This window comes from Curtobacterium sp. MEB011 (assembly GCF_030209655.1).
GTDB lineage: Bacteria > Actinomycetota > Actinomycetes > Actinomycetales > Microbacteriaceae > Curtobacterium > Curtobacterium poinsettiae.
The window spans coordinates 279,970-301,392 of the sequence record NZ_JARVRN010000002.1 but is presented as its reverse complement, the minus strand read 5'-3'; the positions used below and the strand labels follow the sequence as shown (position 1 = coordinate 301,392).

21 protein-coding genes are annotated in these 21,423 nt (G+C 72.3%); 9 read left to right on the top strand and 12 right to left on the bottom strand.

Annotated elements, in window-relative coordinates; all coding sequences use genetic code 11:
• Positions 1 to 51 precede the first annotated feature (51 nt).
• Positions 52 to 3,621, bottom strand: a complete 3,570-nt coding sequence (locus QRN30_RS03285; RefSeq protein ID WP_284760457.1) for a bifunctional proline dehydrogenase/L-glutamate gamma-semialdehyde dehydrogenase — start codon at positions 3,619 to 3,621, stop codon at positions 52 to 54.
• A gap of 128 nt (positions 3,622 to 3,749) precedes the next feature.
• On the opposite strand from QRN30_RS03285, the gene QRN30_RS03280 reads away from it, so the two are divergent.
• Entirely contained in the window at positions 3,750 to 4,229 is a 480-nt protein-coding gene (locus tag QRN30_RS03280; RefSeq protein ID WP_161598107.1) for a MarR family winged helix-turn-helix transcriptional regulator, read from the top strand.
• Here QRN30_RS03280 and QRN30_RS03275 read toward each other — a convergent pair.
• From QRN30_RS03275 to QRN30_RS03260, 4 genes are read right to left on the bottom strand one after another with little or no spacing between them, the layout of a single operon-like run.
• Entirely contained in the window at positions 4,226 to 4,933 is a 708-nt protein-coding gene (locus QRN30_RS03275; RefSeq protein WP_284760455.1) for an anti-sigma factor, read from the bottom strand. The two genes, QRN30_RS03280 and QRN30_RS03275, sit on opposite strands and share 4 nt — an antisense overlap.
• Entirely contained in the window at positions 4,930 to 5,445 is a 516-nt protein-coding gene (locus tag QRN30_RS03270) for a sigma-70 family RNA polymerase sigma factor (protein WP_017887705.1), read from the bottom strand. The genes QRN30_RS03275 and QRN30_RS03270 overlap by 4 nt, the downstream gene beginning before the upstream one ends.
• A complete protein-coding gene (locus QRN30_RS03265) occupies positions 5,442 to 6,131 on the bottom strand; it encodes a YceI family protein (RefSeq protein WP_017887706.1) in 690 nt (229 codons plus the stop codon). Before QRN30_RS03265 ends, QRN30_RS03270 begins: the two co-directional genes overlap by 4 nt.
• A 43-nt stretch (positions 6,132 to 6,174) precedes the next feature.
• The gene (locus tag QRN30_RS03260; RefSeq protein ID WP_042537974.1) at positions 6,175 to 7,215 is read right to left on the bottom strand and encodes a TerC family protein; all 1,041 of its coding nucleotides are present in this window, start codon (positions 7,213 to 7,215) and stop codon (positions 6,175 to 6,177) included.
• A gap of 188 nt (positions 7,216 to 7,403) precedes the next feature.
• Between QRN30_RS03260 and QRN30_RS03255 the strand changes: the two genes are divergently transcribed.
• Positions 7,404 to 8,075, top strand: a complete 672-nt coding sequence (locus tag QRN30_RS03255; RefSeq protein ID WP_052481691.1) for an HAD family hydrolase — start codon at positions 7,404 to 7,406, stop codon at positions 8,073 to 8,075.
• 12 nt (positions 8,076 to 8,087) lie between these two features.
• Here QRN30_RS03255 and QRN30_RS03250 read toward each other — a convergent pair whose 3' ends face one another.
• The 3 genes from QRN30_RS03250 to QRN30_RS03240 all read right to left on the bottom strand — a co-directional run bounded on the left by QRN30_RS03250 (position 8,088) and on the right by QRN30_RS03240 (position 10,428).
• Positions 8,088 to 8,615: an AAA family ATPase gene (locus QRN30_RS03250; RefSeq protein WP_042537976.1), complete on the bottom strand. Its 528-nt coding sequence runs from the start codon at positions 8,613 to 8,615 to the stop codon at positions 8,088 to 8,090.
• A 65-nt stretch (positions 8,616 to 8,680) separates the two neighbouring features.
• Complete coding sequence (locus QRN30_RS03245) at positions 8,681 to 10,045, bottom strand: hypothetical protein (RefSeq protein WP_042538049.1); 1,365 nt, start codon at positions 10,043 to 10,045, stop codon at positions 8,681 to 8,683.
• 50 nt (positions 10,046 to 10,095) lie between these two features.
• Complete coding sequence (locus QRN30_RS03240; protein WP_020381114.1) at positions 10,096 to 10,428, bottom strand: hypothetical protein; 333 nt, start codon at positions 10,426 to 10,428, stop codon at positions 10,096 to 10,098.
• A gap of 72 nt (positions 10,429 to 10,500) precedes the next feature.
• Between QRN30_RS03240 and QRN30_RS03235 the strand changes: the two genes are divergently transcribed.
• Positions 10,501 to 11,358 (top strand): NAD-dependent epimerase/dehydratase family protein, encoded by an 858-nt coding sequence (locus QRN30_RS03235; protein WP_042537979.1) that lies wholly within the window; start codon positions 10,501 to 10,503, stop codon positions 11,356 to 11,358.
• 86 nt (positions 11,359 to 11,444) lie between these two features.
• On the opposite strand, the gene QRN30_RS03230 is transcribed toward QRN30_RS03235, so the two are convergent.
• Positions 11,445 to 12,413: a DNA-3-methyladenine glycosylase family protein gene (locus tag QRN30_RS03230; protein ID WP_284760447.1), complete on the bottom strand. Its 969-nt coding sequence runs from the start codon at positions 12,411 to 12,413 to the stop codon at positions 11,445 to 11,447.
• 74 nt (positions 12,414 to 12,487) lie between these two features.
• On the opposite strand from QRN30_RS03230, the gene QRN30_RS03225 reads away from it, so the two are divergent.
• From QRN30_RS03225 to QRN30_RS03200, 6 genes are all read left to right on the top strand, one after another.
• Positions 12,488 to 13,516 carry a 6-phosphofructokinase gene (locus QRN30_RS03225; protein WP_031260061.1) on the top strand — a complete coding sequence of 343 codons (1,029 nt, stop codon included), beginning with the start codon at positions 12,488 to 12,490 and terminating at the stop codon, positions 13,514 to 13,516.
• A 227-nt stretch (positions 13,517 to 13,743) separates the two neighbouring features.
• Entirely contained in the window at positions 13,744 to 14,721 is a 978-nt protein-coding gene (locus QRN30_RS03220) for an MDR family oxidoreductase (protein WP_042537980.1), read from the top strand.
• A 79-nt stretch (positions 14,722 to 14,800) separates the two neighbouring features.
• Positions 14,801 to 15,469, top strand: a complete 669-nt coding sequence (locus QRN30_RS03215; RefSeq protein WP_017887715.1) for a GntR family transcriptional regulator — start codon at positions 14,801 to 14,803, stop codon at positions 15,467 to 15,469.
• A 3-nt stretch (positions 15,470 to 15,472) separates the two neighbouring features.
• On the top strand, positions 15,473 to 16,795 hold the full coding sequence (locus QRN30_RS03210) for a hypothetical protein (RefSeq protein WP_262118241.1): 1,323 nt from the start codon (positions 15,473 to 15,475) through the stop codon (positions 16,793 to 16,795).
• Positions 16,792 to 17,589, top strand: coding sequence for an ABC transporter ATP-binding protein (locus tag QRN30_RS03205; RefSeq protein WP_017887717.1), 798 nt, complete (start codon positions 16,792 to 16,794; stop codon positions 17,587 to 17,589). The genes QRN30_RS03210 and QRN30_RS03205 overlap by 4 nt, the downstream gene beginning before the upstream one ends.
• Positions 17,590 to 17,688: 99 nt before the next feature.
• Positions 17,689 to 18,408, top strand: a complete 720-nt coding sequence (locus QRN30_RS03200) for a hypothetical protein (protein WP_284760443.1) — start codon at positions 17,689 to 17,691, stop codon at positions 18,406 to 18,408.
• Between the two features lie 48 nt (positions 18,409 to 18,456).
• Here QRN30_RS03200 and hemL read toward each other — a convergent pair whose 3' ends face one another.
• From hemL to QRN30_RS03185, 3 genes are read right to left on the bottom strand one after another with little or no spacing between them, the layout of a single operon-like run.
• Positions 18,457 to 19,788, bottom strand: a complete 1,332-nt coding sequence (hemL, locus tag QRN30_RS03195) for a glutamate-1-semialdehyde 2,1-aminomutase (protein ID WP_284760441.1) — start codon at positions 19,786 to 19,788, stop codon at positions 18,457 to 18,459.
• Positions 19,785 to 20,840 (bottom strand): porphobilinogen synthase, encoded by a 1,056-nt coding sequence (gene hemB / locus QRN30_RS03190; protein ID WP_284760440.1) that lies wholly within the window; start codon positions 20,838 to 20,840, stop codon positions 19,785 to 19,787. The genes hemL and hemB overlap by 4 nt, the downstream gene beginning before the upstream one ends.
• Entirely contained in the window at positions 20,837 to 21,418 is a 582-nt protein-coding gene (locus tag QRN30_RS03185; protein ID WP_231564045.1) for a uroporphyrinogen-III synthase, read from the bottom strand. The genes hemB and QRN30_RS03185 overlap by 4 nt, the downstream gene beginning before the upstream one ends.
• Positions 21,419 to 21,423 lie beyond the last annotated feature (5 nt).

The following is a 21,423-nucleotide window of genomic DNA, read 5'->3' as shown; positions in this document are numbered from 1 at the left end:
GGGGATCCGACCTCTTCTGCTCACGAAGCGAAACGCAACGCGCGGAACTGCTCAGACGCGCAGCTCGGAGAACTCGCTGTCGACGTCGCCGAACCGGTGCGCGGTGATCGACACCGACTGCTCGCGCAGGTACGGCAGCATCTCGATCACGCCGGCCTCGACCACGGGGGCGTCGTGGATCGCGACGTCGATGCTCGCGCCCAGTGCTTCTTCGAGGGCCTGGGAGTCGCCGCCGAGCAGCCGGATGCGGGCCCCGGGACCACCGAACGCCGTGTGTGCCGGGCGGTCCTGCCCCTGTGACAGCACGGCCTCGAGCGCGTCGACGGGCTCGTCGTCCTGACCGCTGGACCAGTCCGCCTGGAACACCGCCCCCGACGACGCGCGGGCGTGGAACTCCTGGTCGGACTCGACCAGGTGGTCGACGACGTCGAGCGGCGACCGGTTCCCCGCCAGCAGCTGGGTGAGGGGGCCGGGCAGCGGCCGAGCCGTGCTCAGCAGGACGTGCGCCCGTGCCGAGGTCGCCGCGACGAGCGTCCGGACGAGGTCCACGGTCGAGGCGTTCTCGGCCTGGCGCACGATGACGGACTGGGGACGGTGACGCAGCACGTTCCGCTGCACCACGAGTCCCGCCAGGTCCTGCGAGCGGAACAGGGTCTCGCGTGCACGGACGTCGCTCAGGGCACCGGCGCGCACACGGTCGAACTCCTCGAACGACAGCCCGCTGCGTGCGGCCTCGATCACCGCGGTCACGCGCGGGGGCAGGCCGTGCAGCTGGATGCTCCGGTGCACCGTGCGGGGCGTGGGCAGCCACCTGCCGAGCGTCGCGACGTACATCGGACCGCCGGCCTTGGTGCCGGTACCGACCGACGAACCCTTCCAGCCGCCGAACGGCTGGCGCCCGACGACGGCACCGGTGGTGCCGCGGTTGACGGAGAGGTTGCCGGCGCGGACACGGGCGAGCCACTCGGACACCTCGTCGACGTCGAGCGAGTGGATGCCCGCCGTCAGCCCGAAGTCGGTGCCGTTCTGGATCGCGATGGCCTGCTCGAGGGTCTCGGCCCGCATGATGCCGAGCACCGGGCCCGAGTACACGGTCTGGTGGAAGTCGCTGCCGGGGCGGACACCGTCGCGGATGCCCGGCGACCAGAGCCGACCGGAGTCGTCGACCGCCTCGGGCTGCACGAGCCAGGACTCCCCCGGGCCGAGCTCGGTCAGACCCTGACGGAGGGCGCCCTGCGGCTCCGTGATGAGCGGGCCGACCTGCGCCGTGGGGTCGTCGGGCCACGCCACCCGGAGCGTGCGGGTGGCGTCGACGAGCTGCCGCTGGAAGCGCTCGCTCTCGCCCACCGACCCGACCAGGATCACCAGCGACGCCGCCGAGCACTGCTGTCCGGCGTGCCCGAAGGCGGACCGCACGATGTCCTGCACCGCCAGGTCCAGGTCGGCGCTCGGCGTGACGACGATGGCGTTCTTGCCGCTCGTCTCGGCGTTGAGCGGCAGCCCGGCGCGCCACCAGCGGAACGAGCGGGCGGTGTCGGACGAGCCGGTCAGGATGATGCGGTCGACCGTGGGGTGGCCGACGAGGTCGCGGCCGAGTTCGTCCTCGGCCAGGTCGACGAGCTGCAGCAGCGAGTGCGGCACCCCGGCGTCCCAGAGCACGTCGGCGAGCACGGCCCCCGAGCGCTTCGCTTCGGGTGCGGGCTTGAACACGACACCGCTGCCCGCGGCGAGCGCGGCCAGCACGCCCCCGGCGGGGACCGCGACGGGGGAGCTCCACGGTGACACGACGACGGTCAACCGTGGCGGCACGTACTGCGCGCCCTCGACGTCCCCGAGGCGCCGAGCGCGCTCGGCGTAGTAGTGGGCGGCGTCGACGGCGTCGGTCACCTCGGTGTCGGCCTCGGTGAAGGTCTTGCCGGTCTCGGCGGCCATGACCTCGATCAGGTCGGCGCGGCGGGTCTCGAGTTCGTGTCCGATGAGGTCGAGGAGCTCGGCGCGGTCGGACGGGTCCTGTCGGCCCCAGTTCACGCCGGCCTGGGCGGTCCGGGCCATGATCCGCTCGAGCTTGGAGCGGTCGGCGACCTTCGCCCCACGGATCGTCTGCGCACCGAGCTGCGAGCGCGGCACCCGGCGCAGGACGTCGAGTGCCCAGGCCCGGTTCGCGGCGACGGACGGGTCGGTGTCGGGGGCGTTCCGGAACGCGTCCCGCAGGACCGGTTCACCGAGCGCGCGGTGGCGGTCCTGGGTGCGGTGGCTGGCGGGGACGGGTTCGTCGAGTGCGGCGACGGATGCCAGGAACCGGCTGTGCTCCCGCTCGAACACGCTGGCGTCGTGGTCGATGTCGGACGCGGCGGCGAGGAAGTTCTCGGGGCTGGCGCTCTCCTGCAGGCGGCGCGCCAGGTACGCGATGGCGGAGTCGAACTCGTCGGGCTGGACGACGGGCGTGTAGAGCAGGATCTGCCCGACGTCGGCGCGGACGGCCTGCGCGTGGGTCGACGCCATGCCGAGCAGCATCTCGACGTCGACGGCGTCGGTCACCCCGCGCCGATGGGCGAGCACCCACGCGGTGGCGAGGTCGAACAGGTTGTGCCCGGCGACCCCGATCCGCACGGCGTCGGTGCGTTCCGGCGTCAGCGCGGCGTCGAGCATCCGGAGGTAGGCGGTGTCGGTCTCGCGCTTGCTGCCCCAGGTGGCGAGGGGCCACCCGTGCACGATCGCGTCGACGTGTTCCATCGCGAGGTTCGCGCCCTTGACGAGCCGCACCGTGATCGGGGCTCCGCCGCGCGACCGGCGTTCCTGCGCCCACTCGGTCAGCGCGTCGAGCGCTCCGGCGGCGTCGGGCAGGTAGGCCTGCAGCACGATGCCGGCCTGCAGGTCGGCGAACTCGTCACGGTCGAGCAGCGTCCGGAACACGGCGAGGGTGACGTCGAGGTCGCGGTACTCCTCGATGTCGAGGTTGATGAACTTGGCGGGGCGTCCGGCGGCCGTCGGCGCCGCGGCCAGGCGGTACAGCGGGACGAGCCGGTCGACGACGCGCTCGACGGTCTGGTCGAAGGCCCACGGCGAGGTCTGCGGCACGACGGCGCTCACCTTGATCGACACGTGGTCGACGTCGTCGCGGGCGAGCAGGTCCATCGTGCCCTGCAGGCGTCGGTCGCTCTCGCCGCTGCCGAGGACGGCTTCGCCGAGCAGGTTCACGTTGAGGCGGGTGCCCGGTCCGCGGAGCTTGGCGAGCGCGGGACCGAGCTTGCTCGTGCTCGCGTCGATCACCAGGTGCCCGGTCATCCGGCGCAGGATCCGGCGCGCGGTGGGGATCACGGCCCACGGCGCCATGGTGGCGAACCCGCCACCCAGCGTCACCGCACCGCGCAGGTACCAGGCGAGGAAGTCGGGGACGTCACGGCTCAGCTGCTCGAGGTTGCGCGCGGCGACCCGGGGGTCTTCGGGACGGACGACCTTGTCGACGAAACCACGGGTGAAGTCGAGGCCCTGCTCGTCGCGCAGGACCTGGGCCAGACGGGCCGCACCCGGGTCGGGCTTCACCCCGGCGGACGCCGCCAGCCACCGGCGCACGAGCGCGACGGCGTCATCGGTGGTGTCCTGGAGGCGAGCACTCGGCATCCCCCGATCGTATGCCGCACGTCCGACGCGGCCTCGGAGCACGCCGTACGTCGGCCAGGAGTCATCCGAGCGGATGAAAGCACCCGTGGCGCGGTCCGATGCCCCGCCCGGTGGATACGCTGGTCGGCATGTCGACGGAGGGCAACGGTGGCCACGACTGGGTCACCTGGGACGCGTACCACGACGCCTGGCGACGGCTCGACCGGGCGCTCGACCGGGCCGTCCAGGCGGGAGCCGGCATCTCGGTCCCCGAGTTCGAGATCCTGATCGGCCTGCACCGCGACCCCGACCACCGTCTGCGCGTCCGGGACATCGCCACGGGGATCGGCTGGGAGAAGTCGCGCGTGAGCCACCAGGTCACGCGGATGGTGGCCCGCGGCCTGGTCGAGCGCGCCGACTGCCCGAGCGACGCGCGCGGCAGCTGGGTGGTGATGACCGCGGACGGTCGTCGAGCGGTGCTCGCCGGCATCCGCGCGCACACCGGTGCGCTGGAGGACCTGTTCTGGAGGCCCGTGGGGACCGACGCCGAGACGCTGCGGTCCGTCAGCGCGCGCGTCCAGGACGCCGTCGGCCCCGACGACGCTGCGGACGAGGCCGACGCCGGCTAGAGCGTGACGACGGCGAGCGCGCCGCGCTCACCGCGCAGCCGCACCTGGACGCTCCTGATGTCGTCGCGCGGGATGTCCGTCGAGGCCGACAGTCCGCGCGCATCCGCACCGGCAGCCGTCCACGAGCCGACGGTCTGCGTCGTGCCGTCGTTCCGGACGACGACGAGGTCGTAGAGGATCGACCCGTCGGGGGACCACGCCTTGCCGCCGTACGAGCACCCCCAGTCGAAGCGGGTGCCCCACTGCTCGCCGCTGACGGCCAGCTTGACGTCGAAGCCCTGCACGCCGCTCATGTCGTACCGGTCGGCGGTGGCCGCAGCGGTCGGCGCGGAGCCGGCCTGCACCGTGGTGCGCTCCCCCGCTGCCCCGACCGCGAGCCCGCCCAGGACGGCGGCGACCACCGCGAGCCCCGCGGTGGCGGCGACCCAGACCCGGCGACGGCGGCGACGGTGTCGGACGCGGTGCGCGACGGAGGCGAGGTCGCTCTCGGAACGGGTGTCGGGCCTCCCGTCCGGTTCCGCGATCTCGATCGCCTGGTCGGCCGGCAGCTTGCCGAGCAGACCCGGCAGACCGACCAGCTCGGCGACGGCGGCCGCACAGCGGTCGCAGTTCTCGATGTGTCGCTCGTACTCCAGGCGCTCGCTCGCCGGGAGCGACCCGAGGACGTACGCCGCATCCCACTCTGCGTACTTGTCGTCGCTCATCGGGTCACTCCTCGTTCCTGCAGTGCGAGCCGGAGGGCTCGCAGCCCGTAGTGCAGCCGCGACTTGGCGGTGCCCTCCGGGATGTCGTGTCGTCGTGCGATCTCCGGCACCGTGTGCCCGAGCCAGTACGCGTCGACCACCACGCGGCGGTGGTCCGGGGTCAGCGACGCGAGTGCGTCGGCGACCACGATCCGGTCCAGCACGGCGTCCGTGCTGTCCGACTCGATCCGTTCCACCTGGTGTTCGGTGCCGTGCTCGCGCCGGTTGTGTGCGGAGCGCGCCTCGTCCACGACCAGGTTGCGCGCCACCGTGAACAACCACGCCCGTGCGCTGTCGGGTGCCCGTTCGAGCACGGCCGGGCGCTGCCAGGCGCGGACCATCGCCTCCTGCACGACGTCCTCGACCGTCGAGCCGTCCCGCGTGAGGTGCCGGACGTACCGCGTGAGCGCGTCACCGTGCTCGCGGTACAGCGTCGCGAGCAACTCGTCCGCGGAACGGCTCGTCACGGTCACTTCCCGAGGTCGAGGGAGAACTCGACGGAGCCCTTCCCGTCCACGGTGACGAAGCCGAGCGAGGGGGCCTTCACGCCGTAGTCGGCGAAGGTGATCGGCACGGTGCCGGCGACCTGGACGGTGCCGCCCTTGCCGACCGCGACCTGCGCGTCGGCCGTGACCGGCTTCTCGACGCCGTGCAGCTCCATCGTGCCGGTCAGGGTGACGTCCTGCGTGGAGCCGTCGAGCGCCTTCGTGACGTCGACGGGCTTGGTGAGCTCGAACGTCGCCGTCGGGTACTTGTCGGTCTGCAGTGCGGTGGAGCGGAAGTACTCGTCGCGTGCGGCTTCGGGGGTGCTGATCTTGCCGACCTGCACGGTGACGGACGCCTTGGTGAGCGAGCCGCCGTCGACGACGGCGGTGCCCTTGACGTCCTTCGTGCGACCGACCACGTTCACATCATTCCCCTGCAGGACCTCGTGCACCCGGTACCCGGCGTACGAGCTGCTCTTGCTGGTCCAGGTGCCGTCGGCGTCCTTCGCGTCGAGGGTGCCGGACGAGGACGCCGACAGCGAGGGTGCTGCCGCGGCCTGGCCGTTGACGGTGTTCGCGTAGATGACCGGGCCGGCGATGACGGCTGCTGCCGCCACGACGACGACGCCGGCGGAGATCCCGATGATGACCTTGGTGCGTTTGCGGAGTGCCATACCCAGACAACGAGAGAGCGGAGCGGATCGTTCAAACGGGTTTTCAGTCGGAGGTCCGGGCGGGGTCCTGGTCGGCTCGGTCCTGGTCGATCTCGGCTGCGCCGTCGTCGGTCGCGGGGGTCTCGTCGCGCATGCGCACGAGGCTCGCCAGCGTCGACACGGCCATCGCGGCGACGATCACGAGCAGGGACACCCACGTGTTGATCTCCGGTGCCCACTCGATGTGGTGGCCGCCGTTCAGGAACGGCAGCTCGTTGTCGTGCAGCGCGTGCAGGACGAGCTTCACACCGATGAAGGCCAGGATCACGGCGATGCCGTACTTCAGGTAGACCAGGCGCTCGAGCAGGCCGCCGAGCAGGAAGTAGAGCTGCCGCAGGCCCATCAGGGCGAAGACGTTCGCGGTGAACACGATGAAGGGACTCTCGGTGATGCCGAAGATCGCCGGGATCGAGTCGAGCGCGAACAGCAGGTCGGTGGTGCCGATCGCGATGAGCACGACGAGCAGCGGCGTGAAGTGCCGGACGCCGTCGTGGTGGGTGCGGAACTTCATGCCGTCGAACGTGTCGGTGAGGCGGACCCGGCGGCGCAGCAGCCGGACGATGAAGCTGTCCTTCTGGTCGTCCTCGTCCTCGCCGCGGAGCTGCTGGATCGCCGTCCAGATCAGCCAGGCACCGAAGATGTAGAAGATCCACGAGAAGTTCTCGATGAGCTGCGCGCCGACCAGGATGAAGATCCCGCGGAGCACGAGCGCGATGATGATGCCGAGCAGCAGCACCTCTTGCTGGATCTTCTTCGGCACCGAGAAGCGCGCCATGATGATGACGAACACGAACAGGTTGTCGATGCTCAGGCTGTACTCGGTCAGCCAGCCCGCCAGGAACTGCCCGGCCGAGTCGCCGCCGGCGAAGACCAGCATGAGCACCGCGAAGACCAGCGCCAGCCCGACGTAGACGCCCACCCAGATGCCGGATTCGCGCAGCGTCGGCACGTGCGGGCGACGCGCGACGATGAGCAGGTCGGCGAGCAGGATCGCGACCAGGGCGATCATCGAGCCGACTTCGAACACGACGGGGAGCTCGGGCATGCGGAGCCTTCCTTGCTGGTGGTGGGGCGGGCCGCTTCGTGAGTGGCCCGGACCAGTCTCCGGCATGATCCGGGCGGTGGCGAACCCCGGGGCTGCGTGCGGCGGACAGTGCTGTGCACCTCGCGGGGGTCCGCAGCTGTTCACCTCGCAGGGTCCGCACGGACCGGGAGCGGCCCTAGCCTGGGCACGTGGGGACTCCGCGAGCGATCGGCTTCGACCTGGACGGCACGCTGTTCGACCACCACGGGTCGGCTCGGGCGGGCGTGACCCGGTTCCTGCAGGGCTTCGGCGTCGAGGCCACGGAGGCGGTCCTCCGCGACTGGTTCACGGCCGAGGACGAGCAGTTCGAGCGTTGGCGGTCCGGGGCGATCAGCTTCCAGGAACAGCGACGCGCACGGCTCCGCACGGTCCTGCCGCCGCTGGGTGTCGTGGTCGCCGAGGACGACGCCGGCCTGGACGCGGTGTTCGACGACTACTCGGGTGCGTACCGGGACGCGTGGCGGCTCTTCCCCGAGAGCCTGCCGCTGCTGCACGAGCTGCGCGAGCACGGACACCGCCTCGGGCTCCTGACGAACGGCACGGAGACCCAGCAACGCGACAAGCTCGCACGGACCGGGCTGGCCGACGCGTTCGACGTCGTCTGCACCTCGGAACGCATCGGGTTCCAGAAGCCGGACGTCCGCGCGTTCGGAACCCTGGCGCGGGAGCTCGGCGTGGACCCGGCGGACTGTCTCTTCGTGGGCGACGACCCCGAGCGCGACGTGGTCGGTGCCAGGGCGGCCGGGATGCGGGCGGTGCTGGTCGACCACGGGCAGCCGGAGCGCCCCGGCATCCGGGAGCTCGTGCTGTCAGCGCTCTGACGTCACCGCCGGTCAGCGCTCTGACGTCACCGCGTCCGCGACGGCGCGGGCGACCTCGCTGGCCGGGGTGTCGGTCGCGTCGATGACCTCGGCCTCGGCGTGCAGCCAGCCGCGCGCCGCTTCGGCGTAGGCGTCGACGTACGCGAACCGGAACGTCGACGGGCCCACGATCGGGTCGTGCTGGATCCGGTCGCGGAGCGTCGGCTCGTCGACGTGCAGCACGAAGTGCCGGACCGGGATGCCGTGGGCGGCGAGTCCCGCGGCGATCTCGCGCCAGTAGGCCTCGACCAGGACCGTCATCGGCATGATGAGCGGTCCGCCCACGTAGTCGTGCACCCGGCGGGCGGTCTCGACCACGAGCGGCCGCCACGGGTCCCAGTGCTGGAAGTTGTCACTGGCCGGCAGCCCCGGCGTGACGTCCATCAGCACCTCGCCGACCTTCTCGGCATCGAGGACCCGCGAGCCGGGCAGCAGCGGCTGGAGCAGTCGGCTCGTCGTCGTCTTGCCCGCCCCGTGTGTTCCGTTCAACCAGACGATCACACCAGGACCCTAGCCGCCGACCACCCCGTGGGGCGGTCGGCGGCCGGTTGTCGATCGACGAACGATCAGCGACCGCTGAGGTCGTACGGGCTCATCGTCGAGTCGACCGTCGTCATGTACCCACCCCCGGCGAGCGCCGTGGGCAGCGTGATGGTGCGGAGCACGGACGGCGTCGCACCGGCGGTGTCGATCTGGGTGATCTTCCCCTCGTCGCCCCGCGTCACGAACACACTGCGGCCGTCGTCGGTCGCGGCGGTGAACCGCACCGACGCCCCGGTGGCGGGCTGTCCGGCGACGGGGCCCTTGCGCAGCGGCGTGAGCGCGACCGAGGTCGTCCGGCCGGAGTAGACGCCGTCGGCCTGCTTGCGCACCAGGACGAGCGAGTCGCCGGTGCCCGACGTCAGCGCGACGGCGGCGAACCGCGCGGTCACGGCGACCCGGGTGAAGGAACCGGTGCCGAGGTCGACGCTGCTGATCCTTCCCGACGACGTCGACGAGGTGGTCAGGTAGGCGGGGACGGCGTTCCACGGGGTCCCCGCGGCCGTGGTGCCGGCCTGGGTGCCGACCACGGTCGTGCCGTCCGGTGCCATGCGGGGCCGGTAGCTCTGCACGCTCGGCTTCGGGTAGGCGACGGACCGGGAGCCCGTGAAGCCGGTCCGTGTCACCCGGACGGTCTGCACGCCGGCGGCCAGGTCGGAGCCGATCACCGTCCCGGTGGCGTTGACGATCGGGCCGTGCGGGTAGGCGCCGAGGGGCGTGGTCGCGACGGGGCGCGGGTGGGTCGCACCCTGCATGATCGCGGACACGGAGTAGGCGTCGAGTCGTCCGCCCGCGGTGACCACCAGGCGCAGGGGGCTGCCGACCAGGAACGTCTCGACCTCTTCGGTGCCGCGCTTGCCCGTCGTGGCGAGCTGCACGGCCGAGGTGTCGATCCGAGCGGTGTGCTCCGTCTTCCGCCGCAGGTCGATCACCGTGACCCGCTGGCGCTCGGAGCCGTCGAAGTCGGACCCGACCGCCAGGTGACGCCGCGCCGTGTCGGTGGACAGCCAGCCGGCGCGCTCCCACCGGCCGTCGCCGTTCGGGATCGCGTAGTGCTGCGCGATGCGGGCCGTACCGCGGGGGCCGATGGCCAGGACGTCGAGCTGCGGCTTCGACTCGTCCATGAACGCGATCTGCCCGTGGCCGAGCTGCACCGAGCCCGCGTGGGTGCCGAACTCGATCCCGCTCAGGGTGGCGGTCCGCCTGCCGGTCACGGCGTCGTTGACGTACACGCGCTTCGCGGTCGGGTCGGCCGTGACGAGCCAGCTGTGGTGGGCGGTCCGGGTCACGGTGGGTGCAGCCGAGGCGGGGACGGCGATCGCGGTGGCGACGAGCGGGACGAGCCCCGCGATGACGAGTGCCGGGAGGAGACGTGGAGGTCGAGCGGACATGGAGCTCCTGAGTGCGGTGCGGATGAGGGTCATCTAGACGATAACCGTTCTCATCTAGGCGAGACACTCCAGAACTGTACGAAGACGCTCAGCATCCCGACGAAGGGGATGGCACCCACGGCCACCGACAGGGCAGCGAAGCAGATCGCCGGCGTCCTGGCTTCGAGTCCGCGGAGCCGCACCGCAGCGACGAGCGCGCCGACCGCGAACGGGAACGTCCCGAGCACGGCGTACAGCGGCCACGACAACGGCGCCCACGACGCAGCGCTCTCCCCCACGGCTCCGACGGAGACGATCGAGCCGGCGACGACGAGCGCGATCTCGACGAACGGGGGCACGGCGATCGCCACGTCACGCACCACCCGTCGCCGCTGCCGCCCCATGCGCCGACCCTAGTGATCCGTGATGTGCGCGCCTCCCCGCCTTCCACCAACCGGCCGTGCCAGTGTCGAGCCGTGCAGAACTCCACGACAGTCGTCATCGCCGGATGCGGCGACCTCGGGACCGAAGCCGGCCTGCGCTTCGCCGACCAGGGCCACCGCGTGATCGGACTCCGCCGCCGCGCCGAGCTGGTCCCCGCGCCGATCACCGGCCGGAGCGTCGACCTGCGCCACGAGGTCCCCGCGATCCCGGCCGACACGAGCGTCGTCGTCGTGGCCTTCGCCGCCGGCAGCCGCGACGTCGACGAGTACCGCGCCACCTACGTCGACGGTCTGCGCAACGTGCTCGACGGCATCGACGCCTCGGACGCCGACCCCCGGGTGCTCGTCGTGTCCTCGACCGCGGTCTACGACGTCGCCGACGGCAGCGAGGTCACCGAGGAGACCCCGGCGCGTGGTGCGACCCCGACCGCCGAGGTCCTGGTCGAGGCCGAGGTCCTGCTGCGCGAACGGTCTCCCGGCGCCGTGCTGGTCCGGCTGTCGGGCGTCTACGGCCCCGGCCGCGAGCGACTCATCGACCAGGTCCGGTCCGGGTCCGCGCGACTGGCGCCGGGCACCTCACCGCACACGAACCGCATCCACCGCGACGACGCTGCCGCCGCACTCGTGCACCTGGCGGCGCTGCCCGACCCGGCACCGCTCTACCTGGGTACCGACGACGAGCCGAGCCGACTGGACGACGTGCTGCGGTTCCTGGCCGACGAGCTCCACGTCGCCGAGCCGTCCACCGGCGAGGGCGACGCACGGCAGGCCGGCGGCGACAAGCGCCTGTCCAACACGCTGCTCCGGTCGACGGGGTGGACACCGCAGTACCCGACGTTCCGCGAGGGCTACCGCGCCGTCCTGGCCGGCGAGGGCACCCGCCACCCCTGACACCCTGCGAGACACCGGTGTTCACGCTCCGAACACGCGCGTGCCGGTGTGCGACGCGCGAACACCGGTGTTCTGCGGACGACCGCTCAGCGGCCGCGGTGGTCCTGGATCGTGATCCGCGGCCCGAACGACGGCTTCCGGAACCCCGAGCCGGCGATCAGGCGCACGATGCGCTCCCGGTGCCCGCGCCAGGGCTCGAGCAGCTCGAGCATCCCGTCGTCGTCGACCGGCGAACCGGTCAGCGCCCAGCCGACGAGCGCCGGCACGTGGAAGTCCCCCACGCTCGGTGCGTCCGGGTCGCCGTGGGATCGCTGCGCGGTCTCGGCGGCGGTCCACCGGCCGACCCCGGGGATCGACTGCAGCTTCGTGGACACGGCCTCGCCGCCGCGGCCGTGCGCCAGGGTCCGCTCGAGTGCCGGCGCGAGCTGCACGGCGCGCATCACGGTCGCCGAGCGCCCCGGTTCGATGCCGGCCCGGTGCCACTCCCAGCTCGGGATCCGAGCCCACGTCCGGGCGTCGGGCGGCACCATCATGCCCGCGGGTGCCGGGCCGGGCGCCGGGGTGCCGTGCCGACGGAGCAGGTACCGCCACGCGCCCCACGCCTGACGCGAGGTCACCTTCTGCTCCATGATCGCCGGCACGAGCATCGCGACGACGGTGTTCGTGCGGAGCAGCCGGAGCCCGGGCTGCCGGTGTCGTGCCGCGGCCAGGAACTCGTTGCCGGAGACGTCGAACGACGACCAGTCGTCGCCGCGACCGAGCAGCTCAGGAGCGTGGGAAACGGCCCAGGGCGCTCCGCTCCCCCACGCCGAGACCGCGATGGTGTCGCCGGCCCGCCGGATCGCGACGGAAGCGGGGCCGGAGGGCGTCTGCAGCGCGAGCCACACGACACCGCCGGCCACCTGGAAGGCCGGGTCGCCGGAGCCGCGCTGCAGGGGCCGCAGGGTCGACGCGACGTCCACCGCGCCTCCAGGCCGGTACACCGTGTCGACGCGCGACGCGTCACCGGACGCACCAGCGTCGTCGACGGCGGCGGCGGAAGCGAGCAGGGACACACGGGGATGGTAATGCTGAACCACCGTCAGTCATGATGGGCAGTGATCCCCACCACCCGACGACGGAGTTCACCATGCGCATCGGCATCCTCACCTCCGGAGGCGACTGCCCCGGCCTGAACGCGGTCATCCGCGCGATCGTCCTCAAGGGCATCGCCATCTACGGCCACGACTTCGTCGGCTTCCGCGACGGGTGGCGCGGCGTGGTCGACGGCGACATCGTCCCGCTCGGCCGCAAGGACATCCAGGGCATCGCGAAGCAGGGCGGCACCATCCTCGGCACCAGCCGCACGAACCCGTTCGAGGGCCCCAACGGCGGGGTCGAGAACATCGAGCGGATGCTCGAGAAGCACGGCATCGACGCCATCGTCGCGATCGGCGGCGAGGGCACCCTGGCCGCCGCGAAGCGCCTCACCGACGCCGGGCTGAAGATCGTTGGCGTGCCGAAGACCGTCGACAACGACCTGGGTGCGACCGACTACACGTTCGGCTTCGACACCGCCGTCGCCATCGCGACCGAGGCCATGGACCGCCTGCGCACCACGGGCGAGTCGCACTCGCGCTGCATGGTCGCCGAGGTGATGGGCCGGCACGTGGGCTGGATCGCGCTGCACTCCGGCATGGCAGCGGGCGCGCACGCGATCCTCATCCCCGAGCAGAAGACGAGCATGGAACAGATCGCGAAGTGGGTGCGGGCCGCCTACGACCGCGGTCGTGCCCCGCTCGTGGTGGTGGCCGAGGGCTTCGTCCCCGACCACGAGGACACCGCGCACACCGAGCGTGGCCTCGACGCCTTCGGGCGCCCGCGGCTCGGTGGCATCGGCGAGCGCCTCGCGCCGCTCATCGAGGAGATGACGGGCATCGAGACGCGGGCCACGACCCTGGGGCACATCCAGCGCGGCGGCACGCCGACGGCGTACGACCGGGTGCTGTCGACCCGGCTCGGCCTGGCGGCGATCGACTCCGTGGTCGAGGAGCGCTGGGGCCGGATGGTGGCGCTCCGGGGCACCGAGATCGAGCACGTCTCGTTCGAGGAGGCGCTCGGCGAGCTCAAGACGGTGCCGCAGGCGCGCTTCGACGAGGCCGCCATCATGTTCGGCTGAGCGGGCTGGGCCGGGCTGGGGGCTGGGGGCTGTTTCGGGCGCACCTGGTCGAATCGGGCGTACCCCGTCGGTTGTTCCGCCCCGGTACGCCCGATCCCACCAGCCATCGCGCACGTTCTGGGAAAGAGCGGGCAGACCGCCGGGCGCGACCGGCTCGGCGATGACGCGCCAGCGGCATGCCGGGCGCGCCGACCGAGCCTGCGAGGGAGGGGGGTAGCGTCCGGCGCATGACCCGCGCCGTCCTCGTGTCCAGTGCAACCCCGCCCACCGTCACCGACGTCGACCTGCCGGATCCGGCCGAGGGCGAGGTCCTGGTCGACGTCACGTACTCGAGCGTCAACTACAAGGACGGGCTGGCCCTGGCGCGGAACCCCGGTGTCGCTCGGCTCGACCCGCTCGTTCCGGGGATCGACGTCGTGGGCACGGTGTCCGGGCTCGGTCCCGGCGTGCACGAGGTGGCGATCGGCGACCGGGTGGTGCTGAACGGTGCCGGCCTGGGTGAGAGCAGGCACGGGGGCTGGGCGGCGCAGGCGGTCGTGCCGTCCGGATCGCTCGTCGTGCTGCCCGAGACGATCGACGACTCGTTCGCGGCGGCCATCGGCACGGCGGGGTTCACCGCGATGCTCAGCGTGCTGGCGCTCGAGCGCTTCGTCGCGCCGGACGACGGGCCGGTGCTCGTGACCGGCGCGTCCGGCGGGGTCGGCACCGTGGCGATCGCCCTGCTCGCGGCCCGCGGGTACCGGGTGACGGCGTCGACGGGTCGCTCGGCCAACACGGACTCGCTCCGCCGGCTCGGTGCCACCGAGGTCATCGAACGCGGCACACTGTCCGAGCCGGGCAAGCCGATGCAGCGTGCCACGTGGGCCGGAGCGGTGGACAGCGTCGGCGGGGCCACCCTGGCGAACGTGCTGGCCTCGACCCGGTGGGGTGGCGCGGTGACGGCCTGCGGGCTGGCGCAGGACTCCGCGCTGCCGACGACCGTGCTGCCGTTCATCCTGCGGTCGGTCTCGTTGCTCGGCATCAACTCCGTCGACGCCCCACCGGAGCTCCGCCGTCGAGCGTGGGACCGGCTGGCGACCGACCTCGACGCGGCGCTGCTGGCCGACGTCACCCGCACCGTCACGCTCGAGCAGGCGATCACGGTCGGCGCCGAGGTGGTCGCAGGGCGGGTGCACGGTCGCACCGTGGTCGCCGTTGCGGGCTGAATCCCGGCGTTTTTTAGCAAACGTTTGCATATTGGCACGCTAGGATTTCGAGTGTCGATTTCGTCCTCGAGGAGATGACATGCCGGTCCCCAAGTCCACCGTGGAGAGCTCTCCCCGGAAGCTCCTGCGCGACGTCGTCTACGACAAGATGCTCGCGGCGCTCCGTGACGGCACGCTGCAGCACGGCGAGCGCCTGAACGACGACGAGCTGGTCCAGTGGCTGGGTGTGAGTCGCACCCCGATCCGTGAGGCGATCGCGAAGCTCGTCGACATCGGCCTGGTCGAGATGGAGGCGAACCGGTACACCCGCGTCGCCACGCCCACCTTCGACGACTGGGTCACCGCGACCCGCGCGACCGCAGGGTTCTTCGAGCTCAGCCTGCGCTGGGGCGTCCCCGAGTACAGCGACGAGGACGTCGAAGCCCTCACCGCGTTGCTCGACAAGGCCGACCGCATGCGCAAGGTGCGGGACTACGGCTTCAGCGGCGCCCTCACCGAGATCATCGAGTTCGCCGTCGAGCACTCCGGCAACCCCCTGGTGCAGAACGCGGCCGTGGGTGCCATGGAGCGGGTCCGCTTCACGCTCAACCCGACGCCGCCGTTCGAGCAGTACGGATCCGAGGCGTTCTTCTCGATCCTGCGCGAGGCCCTCACCGAGCGTGACGGTGAAGGGGCCGCCGAGGCCGGTCGAGCCCTCACCCGCAACTTCGAACAGCACATCGAGGCGGTCCGCGCCGACCGCGGCTGACCCGTGGTCGTCGGCGAGTGGGGTGACGCCGACCCCTGGGCGGCGGCGAACGACGACGCCTACGCGTCCCTGCTCGCCCACGTCCGCACCGGCCCGCGTGGACCGGTGCCCGTCGACCTCGACGCACTGGGGTGGGAGTGGGGCACGCCTCGCGGCCGGGTCCGTGCAGCGGCGGCTCGCCTCGAGGACCTCGGCATCCTGTCCCGGCGCCCGGACGGCTCGTGGTGGTACGACGAACTGTCCGACGCCGACCTCTCGGACACGCTCGACTTCTGGGTCGCGCTGGTCGGCCCGGCCCTCCGCGCGACCATCCCGGCGCTCACCCCTCAGCTCCACGCCGAACTCGACCGCCGGGTCGCGCGGGCTCGCACCACTGCGGCACTCCGGTTGCCGGAGTACCCGACGGTGTTCTCCGCCGCCTGCCAGTTCTGGTTCGAGCACTCCCCAAACACCCTGGTGCGCAGCCTGGGCCTGCGTGCGTTCGAGCGGATGCGGTGGGCCCGGGTCCCGACGCAGCTCTGGTCGGTCCACGAGGTGCACACCTGGTTCGCCACCACGTCCCGCGCGGTGGAGTCCGGTGACCCGGCCGTGGCGACGGCGGCGGCCGAGGTCATGGACGGGCTGTTCGAGGTCCACCGGCGGAACGTCGGGATCCCGCGGACGCACCGCCCGGCGGACGACACCACCGAAGACCGCGTCGGTCCGGTCGGCCGTACCCTGCTGCGAGACGTCCGCTCCGGCGCGTTGGCGGTGGGGTCCACGCATCGGCTCGAGGACCTCGTGACACGGACCGGTGCCACACCCGAGCAGGTGCACGGAGCACTGCGCTGGCTGCACGACCTGGGGCTCGTCGACGACGACGACGGCCGGTACCGCGTCGGGCAACCGTCGCTCGCGACCTGGCGCGACACGATGGAGCTGCTCACCGGCGTCTTCACCCACGGCGCCGTCCACGTCCTGCCCGGCCTGCGGGGCCCCGCGCTCGAGGAGTTCCGCATGCTCGTCGCACGGGCACGCGCGGACGGCCAGGTGCGCGATCACCGGTACACGGAGAGTTCGTTCGCGGTCACACGCTTCCTGTCCGAACAGTCCGGCAACCGCTGGGTGCGTGAGGCCCTGCGCCTCGCGATGGCCCGGCTCGCCTACGCGTTGCCCGAGGCACCCGCGTTCCGGCAGTGGGACGCAGAAGCGCTCTGGCTCACGCTCGACGCGGCGGCCGGCAGCGGCGACGTCGAGACCGCCCGAGCCGCTGCCCGCCGGTTCGTCGACGTCGCACGAGCCCACGTGGACGACGTCACGGCGCGGTGGGGCACGATGGGGTCATGACCGACGCGCGCGACGACGTCCTGATCCACGCCACCGGGGTCCGCGTCACGCGCTCCGGCCGCGACCTGCTGCACGACATCGACCTGACCGTCCGCCGCGGCGAGCACTGGGCGCTGCTCGGACCGAACGGTGCCGGCAAGTCCACCCTGCTCGCCGTCCTCGGCGCGACCGGACACCCCACCGCGGGCACGGTCGAGGTCCTCGGTCGCCGACTCGGACGCGTCGACGTCCGCGAACTCCGTCAGCACATCGGCCACGTCGACCCCCGACACCGCATGCTGTCGCCGCTCACCGTCCTCGAGACGGTGCTGACCGGCCTGACCGGCACGACGGACCTCATGATGCGGTGGGAACCCTCGGCCGAACAGGTCGCCCTGGCCGAGCAGCACGTCGCCGACGTGGGGCTCACGGCGCGACGGGACGCCCGGTGGCCGGTGCTGTCGCAGGGCGAGCGGGGCCGCGCCCTCATCGCCCGGGCCCTGATGTCCGAGCCCCAGCTGCTCCTGCTCGACGAGCCCGCGACCGGGTTGGACGTCGCCGCCCGGGAGCACCTGCTCGAGACCGTCGACGCCCTGCGGCACCGGCACCCGGGCCTCGGCAGCGTCATGGTGACCCACCACCTGGAGGACCTGCCGGCCTCGACGTCGCACGCGATGCTCCTGCGCGACGGCGCCGCGGTGGCCCAGGGCACCTCGGACCAGGTCATCACGTCGTCGGCGGTGTCGCACGCGTTCGACTTCCCGCTCGCGATCCTGCGGGCCGAGGGGCGCTGGGCCGCACGCCGATCCGCCTGACGCGTGCTTGAATGGGCGTTCCGTGTCCGCGGCCCGTGTCGGGGAGGGACCCGGCACCGCACCACGGTGTCACGCCGCTGACCGTCACCAGGGGGAACCATGACGAACACGCCGCCGCCCTTCCCGGGGTCCGAGCCGCAGCCGAACGACGGCCAGCCGAACACCGGCCAGCCGAACGGCCAGCAGTACCCGCAGCAGCCCGCCGGGCCGCCCCAGCCCGACGGCCAGCCGTCCGCGCAGCAGCCGCCGCAGTACCAGCAGCAACCCCCCGCCGGCCAGCAGTACCAGCAACAGCCGTACACCGGTCAGCCGCAGGCCCAGCAGCCGTACGCCCAGCAGCCGTACGCCCAGGCAGCCCCGGCCGGTGCCGCACCGTACGCGCCCCCGCCCAAGTCCTCGTCCCGCGGCAAGCGCGTCCTGATCTCGGTGCTCGGCGTCGTCGCCGCCGTCGTGGTGGCGTTCCTCGTCCGCCAGGGCCTGAACGCGGCCTTCAGCGACTCCACCGAGGAGAAGGTCTCGAAGGCGGTCGAGCAGATCCGCGAGCAGAGCGACCTGCCGAAGCAGGTCGACTCCGTCACGACGTGGACCGGGATCGAGGCCGAGGGCGCCGCGATCCACTACGACTACACGGTTTCGGCGAACGTCGACCCGGCCTCGATCACCGAAGGTGCCATCCGCGACGCCGTCGGGCCGAACCTCTGCTCGAACAGCGAGACGAAGAAGCTCCTCGACGAGGACGTCGACATGCGGTACACCTACAAGTTCGAGGGCTCGTCGAAGACCGTCGACACGACCTTCACCAAGGCCGACTGCTCCTGAGTCCCGCGGCCCGTCACGCGGTCGCGGCGGCAGCAGCCCCCGCGCCCGTCACGCGGTCGCGGCGGCAGCAGCCCTCGCGGCCGCGGGCAGGGCGTCCAGGATCCGTCCGACGGCGCGGTCGTCGTGGGCGGCGGTGACGAACCACGCCTCGAACACGCTCGGCGGCAGGGTCACCCCGGCGTCGAGCATCGCGTGGAAGAACGGCGCGTAGCGGAACACGTCCTGTGCCCGCACGTCGTCGTAGTTGCGGGGTGCCTGCTCGGTGAACGCGAACGAGAACAGGTTGCCGGCGTGCTGCACGGTGTGGGCGACGCCCGCGGCCGACAGTGCCTGGCTCGTGGCGGTCGCGATGGTCGACGCCGTGCGGTCGAGGTGCTCGTACACCTCGGCCGTCGCGGCGCGGAGCGTGGCGGTACCGGCAGCGACCGCGAGCGGGTTGCCGGAGAGCGTGCCCGCCTGGTACACCGGCCCGAGCGGGGCGAGGAAGTCCATGACCTCGCGCCGACCACCGAGGGCGGCGAGGGGCATGCCACCACCGATGACCTTGCCGAACGTGATGAGGTCGGGCTTCCACCCGGCGCCGTCCGGCACGACCTTGGACGCCTCGAGGCCCCACCAGCCTGCGGCTCCGACCCGGAACCCGGTCAGGACCTCGTCGACGATGAGCAGCGCCCCGTGCGCCTGCGTGATCTGCGCCAGTGCCCGGTTGAAGCCGCGCTCGGGAGCCAGGACGCCCATGTTCGCGGCGGCCGACTCGACGATCACGGCGGCGATCCGCTCGGAGTGCTCGTCGAAGGCCCGGCGGACGGCGTCGAGGTCGTTGTACGGCAGCACGAGGGTCTGCGCGGCGGTCTCGGCGGTGATGCCCGCGCTGCCCGGCATGGCCAGGGTCGCGACACCCGAGCCGGCCTCGGCCAGCAGGGAGTCCGAGTGGCCGTGGTAGTGCCCGGCGAACTTCACGAGCAGGTCGCGGCCGGTGTACCCGCGGGCCAGTCGGATCGCGGTCATCGTGGCCTCGGTGCCGGTCGACACCATGCGGAGCTTCTCGATGGGGCCGTCGCCGTCCACCGACACCCGCTGCTTCACGAGTTCGGCCAGCTCGGTCTCGCCCGGGGTCGACGCCCCGAACGACAGTCCGCGCGCGGCGGCCTGCTGCACGGCCTCGACCGTGCCGGGGTGGGCGTGCCCGAGGATCGCTGGCCCCCACGACGCGACGAGGTCGACGTACTCGCGACCCTCGGCGTCGTTGACGTAGGCGCCCTTCGCGGACACCAGGAAGCGCGGGGTGCCGCCGACCGACCCGTAGGCGCGGACCGGGGAGTTCACGCCACCGGGGATCGCGTTCTTGGCGCGGCCGAAGAGCTGGTCGTTCGTGGTCATTCGGGGGCCTTCCCGGTCGAGGCGATGCCGGCGACGTCGGCGGTGCTGCCCGAGGTGCGGAGGCCCGCTTCCTCGTTGAGCTTCCGCGCGATGTCGACGGCGAAGTAGGTCAGGATCGCGTCGGCACCGGCGCGCTTGATGCCGACGAGCGACTCCATCGCGGCTGCGTCGCGGTCGATCCAGCCGTTCTGCGCTGCTGCGGTGATCATCGCGTACTCGCCCGAGATCTGGTACGCCCAGACCGGGACCGGCGAGGTCGCCGCGGTCTCGGCGAGCACGTCGAGGTAGCTCATCGCGGGCTTCACCATCACGATGTCGGCACCCTCGTCGACGTCGAGTGCGACCTCGCGCTGGCCCTGACGACCGTTCGCGGCGTCGATCTGGTAGGTCCGACGGTCACCGACGAGCGACGACGACACCGCTTCGCGGAAGGGGCCGTAGAACGCCGAGGCGTACTTCGCGGCGTAGGCGAGCAGCGCGGTGCCGCTGTGTCCAGCGCTGTCGAGGGCGTCACGTGCGGCGGCGATCTGGCCGTCCATCATGCCGCTCATGCAGACGAGCTCGGCGCCGGCCTCGGCCTGCGCGACCGCCATGTCGCGGTAGCGCAGCAACGTGGCGTCGTTGTCGACGGAGCCGTCGGCGGCCAGCACGCCGCAGTGCCCGTGGTCGGTGAACTCGTCGAGGCACAGGTCGGACTGCACCACGAGGGCGTCCCCCACCTCTTGCCGAGCCACGCGGATCGCCACGTTGAGGATGCCGTCCGGATCGGTCGCACCGGAGCCGTCGGCGTCCTTCGTGGTCGGCACGCCGAACAGGTTCACGCCACCCACACCGACCGACGCGGCGTCGACCAGCGCACGGCGGAACGAGTCGAGGGAGTGCTGCTGCACACCCGGCATGCTCGAGATGTCCACGGCGTCGGTCGCGCCTTCGCGGATGAACATCGGCAGCACGAGCTCGGCGGGGTGGAGCCGGGTCTCGGCCACGAGTCGTCGCATCGCAGGGGTGGCGCGGAGCCGACGGGGGCGGACCTGGGGGAAGCGTCCAGTCACGGGTGACCTTCCTGGTGGGGGGTGGTGGGGTTCAGTGCCGCGACGACGGCGTCGAGCAGGGCTTCTGCGGACCGGTCGTGTGCGACGGCGTGCACGGGCAGGCCGGCGGCACGTGCGTCGGTTGCGGTCCCGGGGCCGATGCAGGCCACGGTGGTGCGGGGGTCGAGCGGGGTCATCCGGCGGGCGATCTCGCGGGCGACGCTGCCGCTCGTCACGAGCACCGCAGCGGGCGCCGTGTCGAAGGTGATCGGCTCGTCGCCGGTCCCCACGGTACGGTACGCGACCACGTCGTCCACGTCGATGCCGCGGGCACGCAGGCCGTCGACGAGCGTGGGTGCCGCGATCTCGGAGCGGGGGAACAGCACGGTGCCGTCGGTGTCCGGCAGCTCCTGCACCAGTCCGGCGGCGGACGTCTCGGCCGGGACCAAGTCGACGACCCAGCCCGCAGCGCGCGCGGCACGGGCGGTCGGCTCGCCGACTGCGGCGACGCGCACCCCGGCCGGGAGGCCCGCCACGCGTCCCGCCAGGACCGTCACGGCCGTCGCACTGGTCACCACGACCCATGCGTAACCAGCCACGTTGG

Coding starts and splice junctions, on each gene's coding strand:
- QRN30_RS03285 (WP_284760457.1), bottom strand. CDS start 3,621: ATGCCGAGTGCTCGCCTCCAGGACACCACCGATGACGCCGTCGCGCTC.
- QRN30_RS03280 (WP_161598107.1), top strand. CDS start 3,750: ATGTCGACGGAGGGCAACGGTGGCCACGACTGGGTCACCTGGGACGCG.
- QRN30_RS03275 (WP_284760455.1), bottom strand. CDS start 4,933: ATGAGCGACGACAAGTACGCAGAGTGGGATGCGGCGTACGTCCTCGGG.
- QRN30_RS03265 (WP_017887706.1), bottom strand. CDS start 6,131: ATGGCACTCCGCAAACGCACCAAGGTCATCATCGGGATCTCCGCCGGC.
- QRN30_RS03260 (WP_042537974.1), bottom strand. CDS start 7,215: ATGCCCGAGCTCCCCGTCGTGTTCGAAGTCGGCTCGATGATCGCCCTG.
- QRN30_RS03245 (WP_042538049.1), bottom strand. CDS start 10,045: ATGTCCGCTCGACCTCCACGTCTCCTCCCGGCACTCGTCATCGCGGGG.
- QRN30_RS03240 (WP_020381114.1), bottom strand. CDS start 10,428: ATGGGGCGGCAGCGGCGACGGGTGGTGCGTGACGTGGCGATCGCCGTG.
- QRN30_RS03225 (WP_031260061.1), top strand. CDS start 12,488: ATGCGCATCGGCATCCTCACCTCCGGAGGCGACTGCCCCGGCCTGAAC.
- QRN30_RS03220 (WP_042537980.1), top strand. CDS start 13,744: ATGACCCGCGCCGTCCTCGTGTCCAGTGCAACCCCGCCCACCGTCACC.
- QRN30_RS03215 (WP_017887715.1), top strand. CDS start 14,801: ATGCCGGTCCCCAAGTCCACCGTGGAGAGCTCTCCCCGGAAGCTCCTG.
- QRN30_RS03205 (WP_017887717.1), top strand. CDS start 16,792: ATGACCGACGCGCGCGACGACGTCCTGATCCACGCCACCGGGGTCCGC.
- QRN30_RS03200 (WP_284760443.1), top strand. CDS start 17,689: ATGACGAACACGCCGCCGCCCTTCCCGGGGTCCGAGCCGCAGCCGAAC.
- hemL (WP_284760441.1), bottom strand. CDS start 19,788: ATGACCACGAACGACCAGCTCTTCGGCCGCGCCAAGAACGCGATCCCC.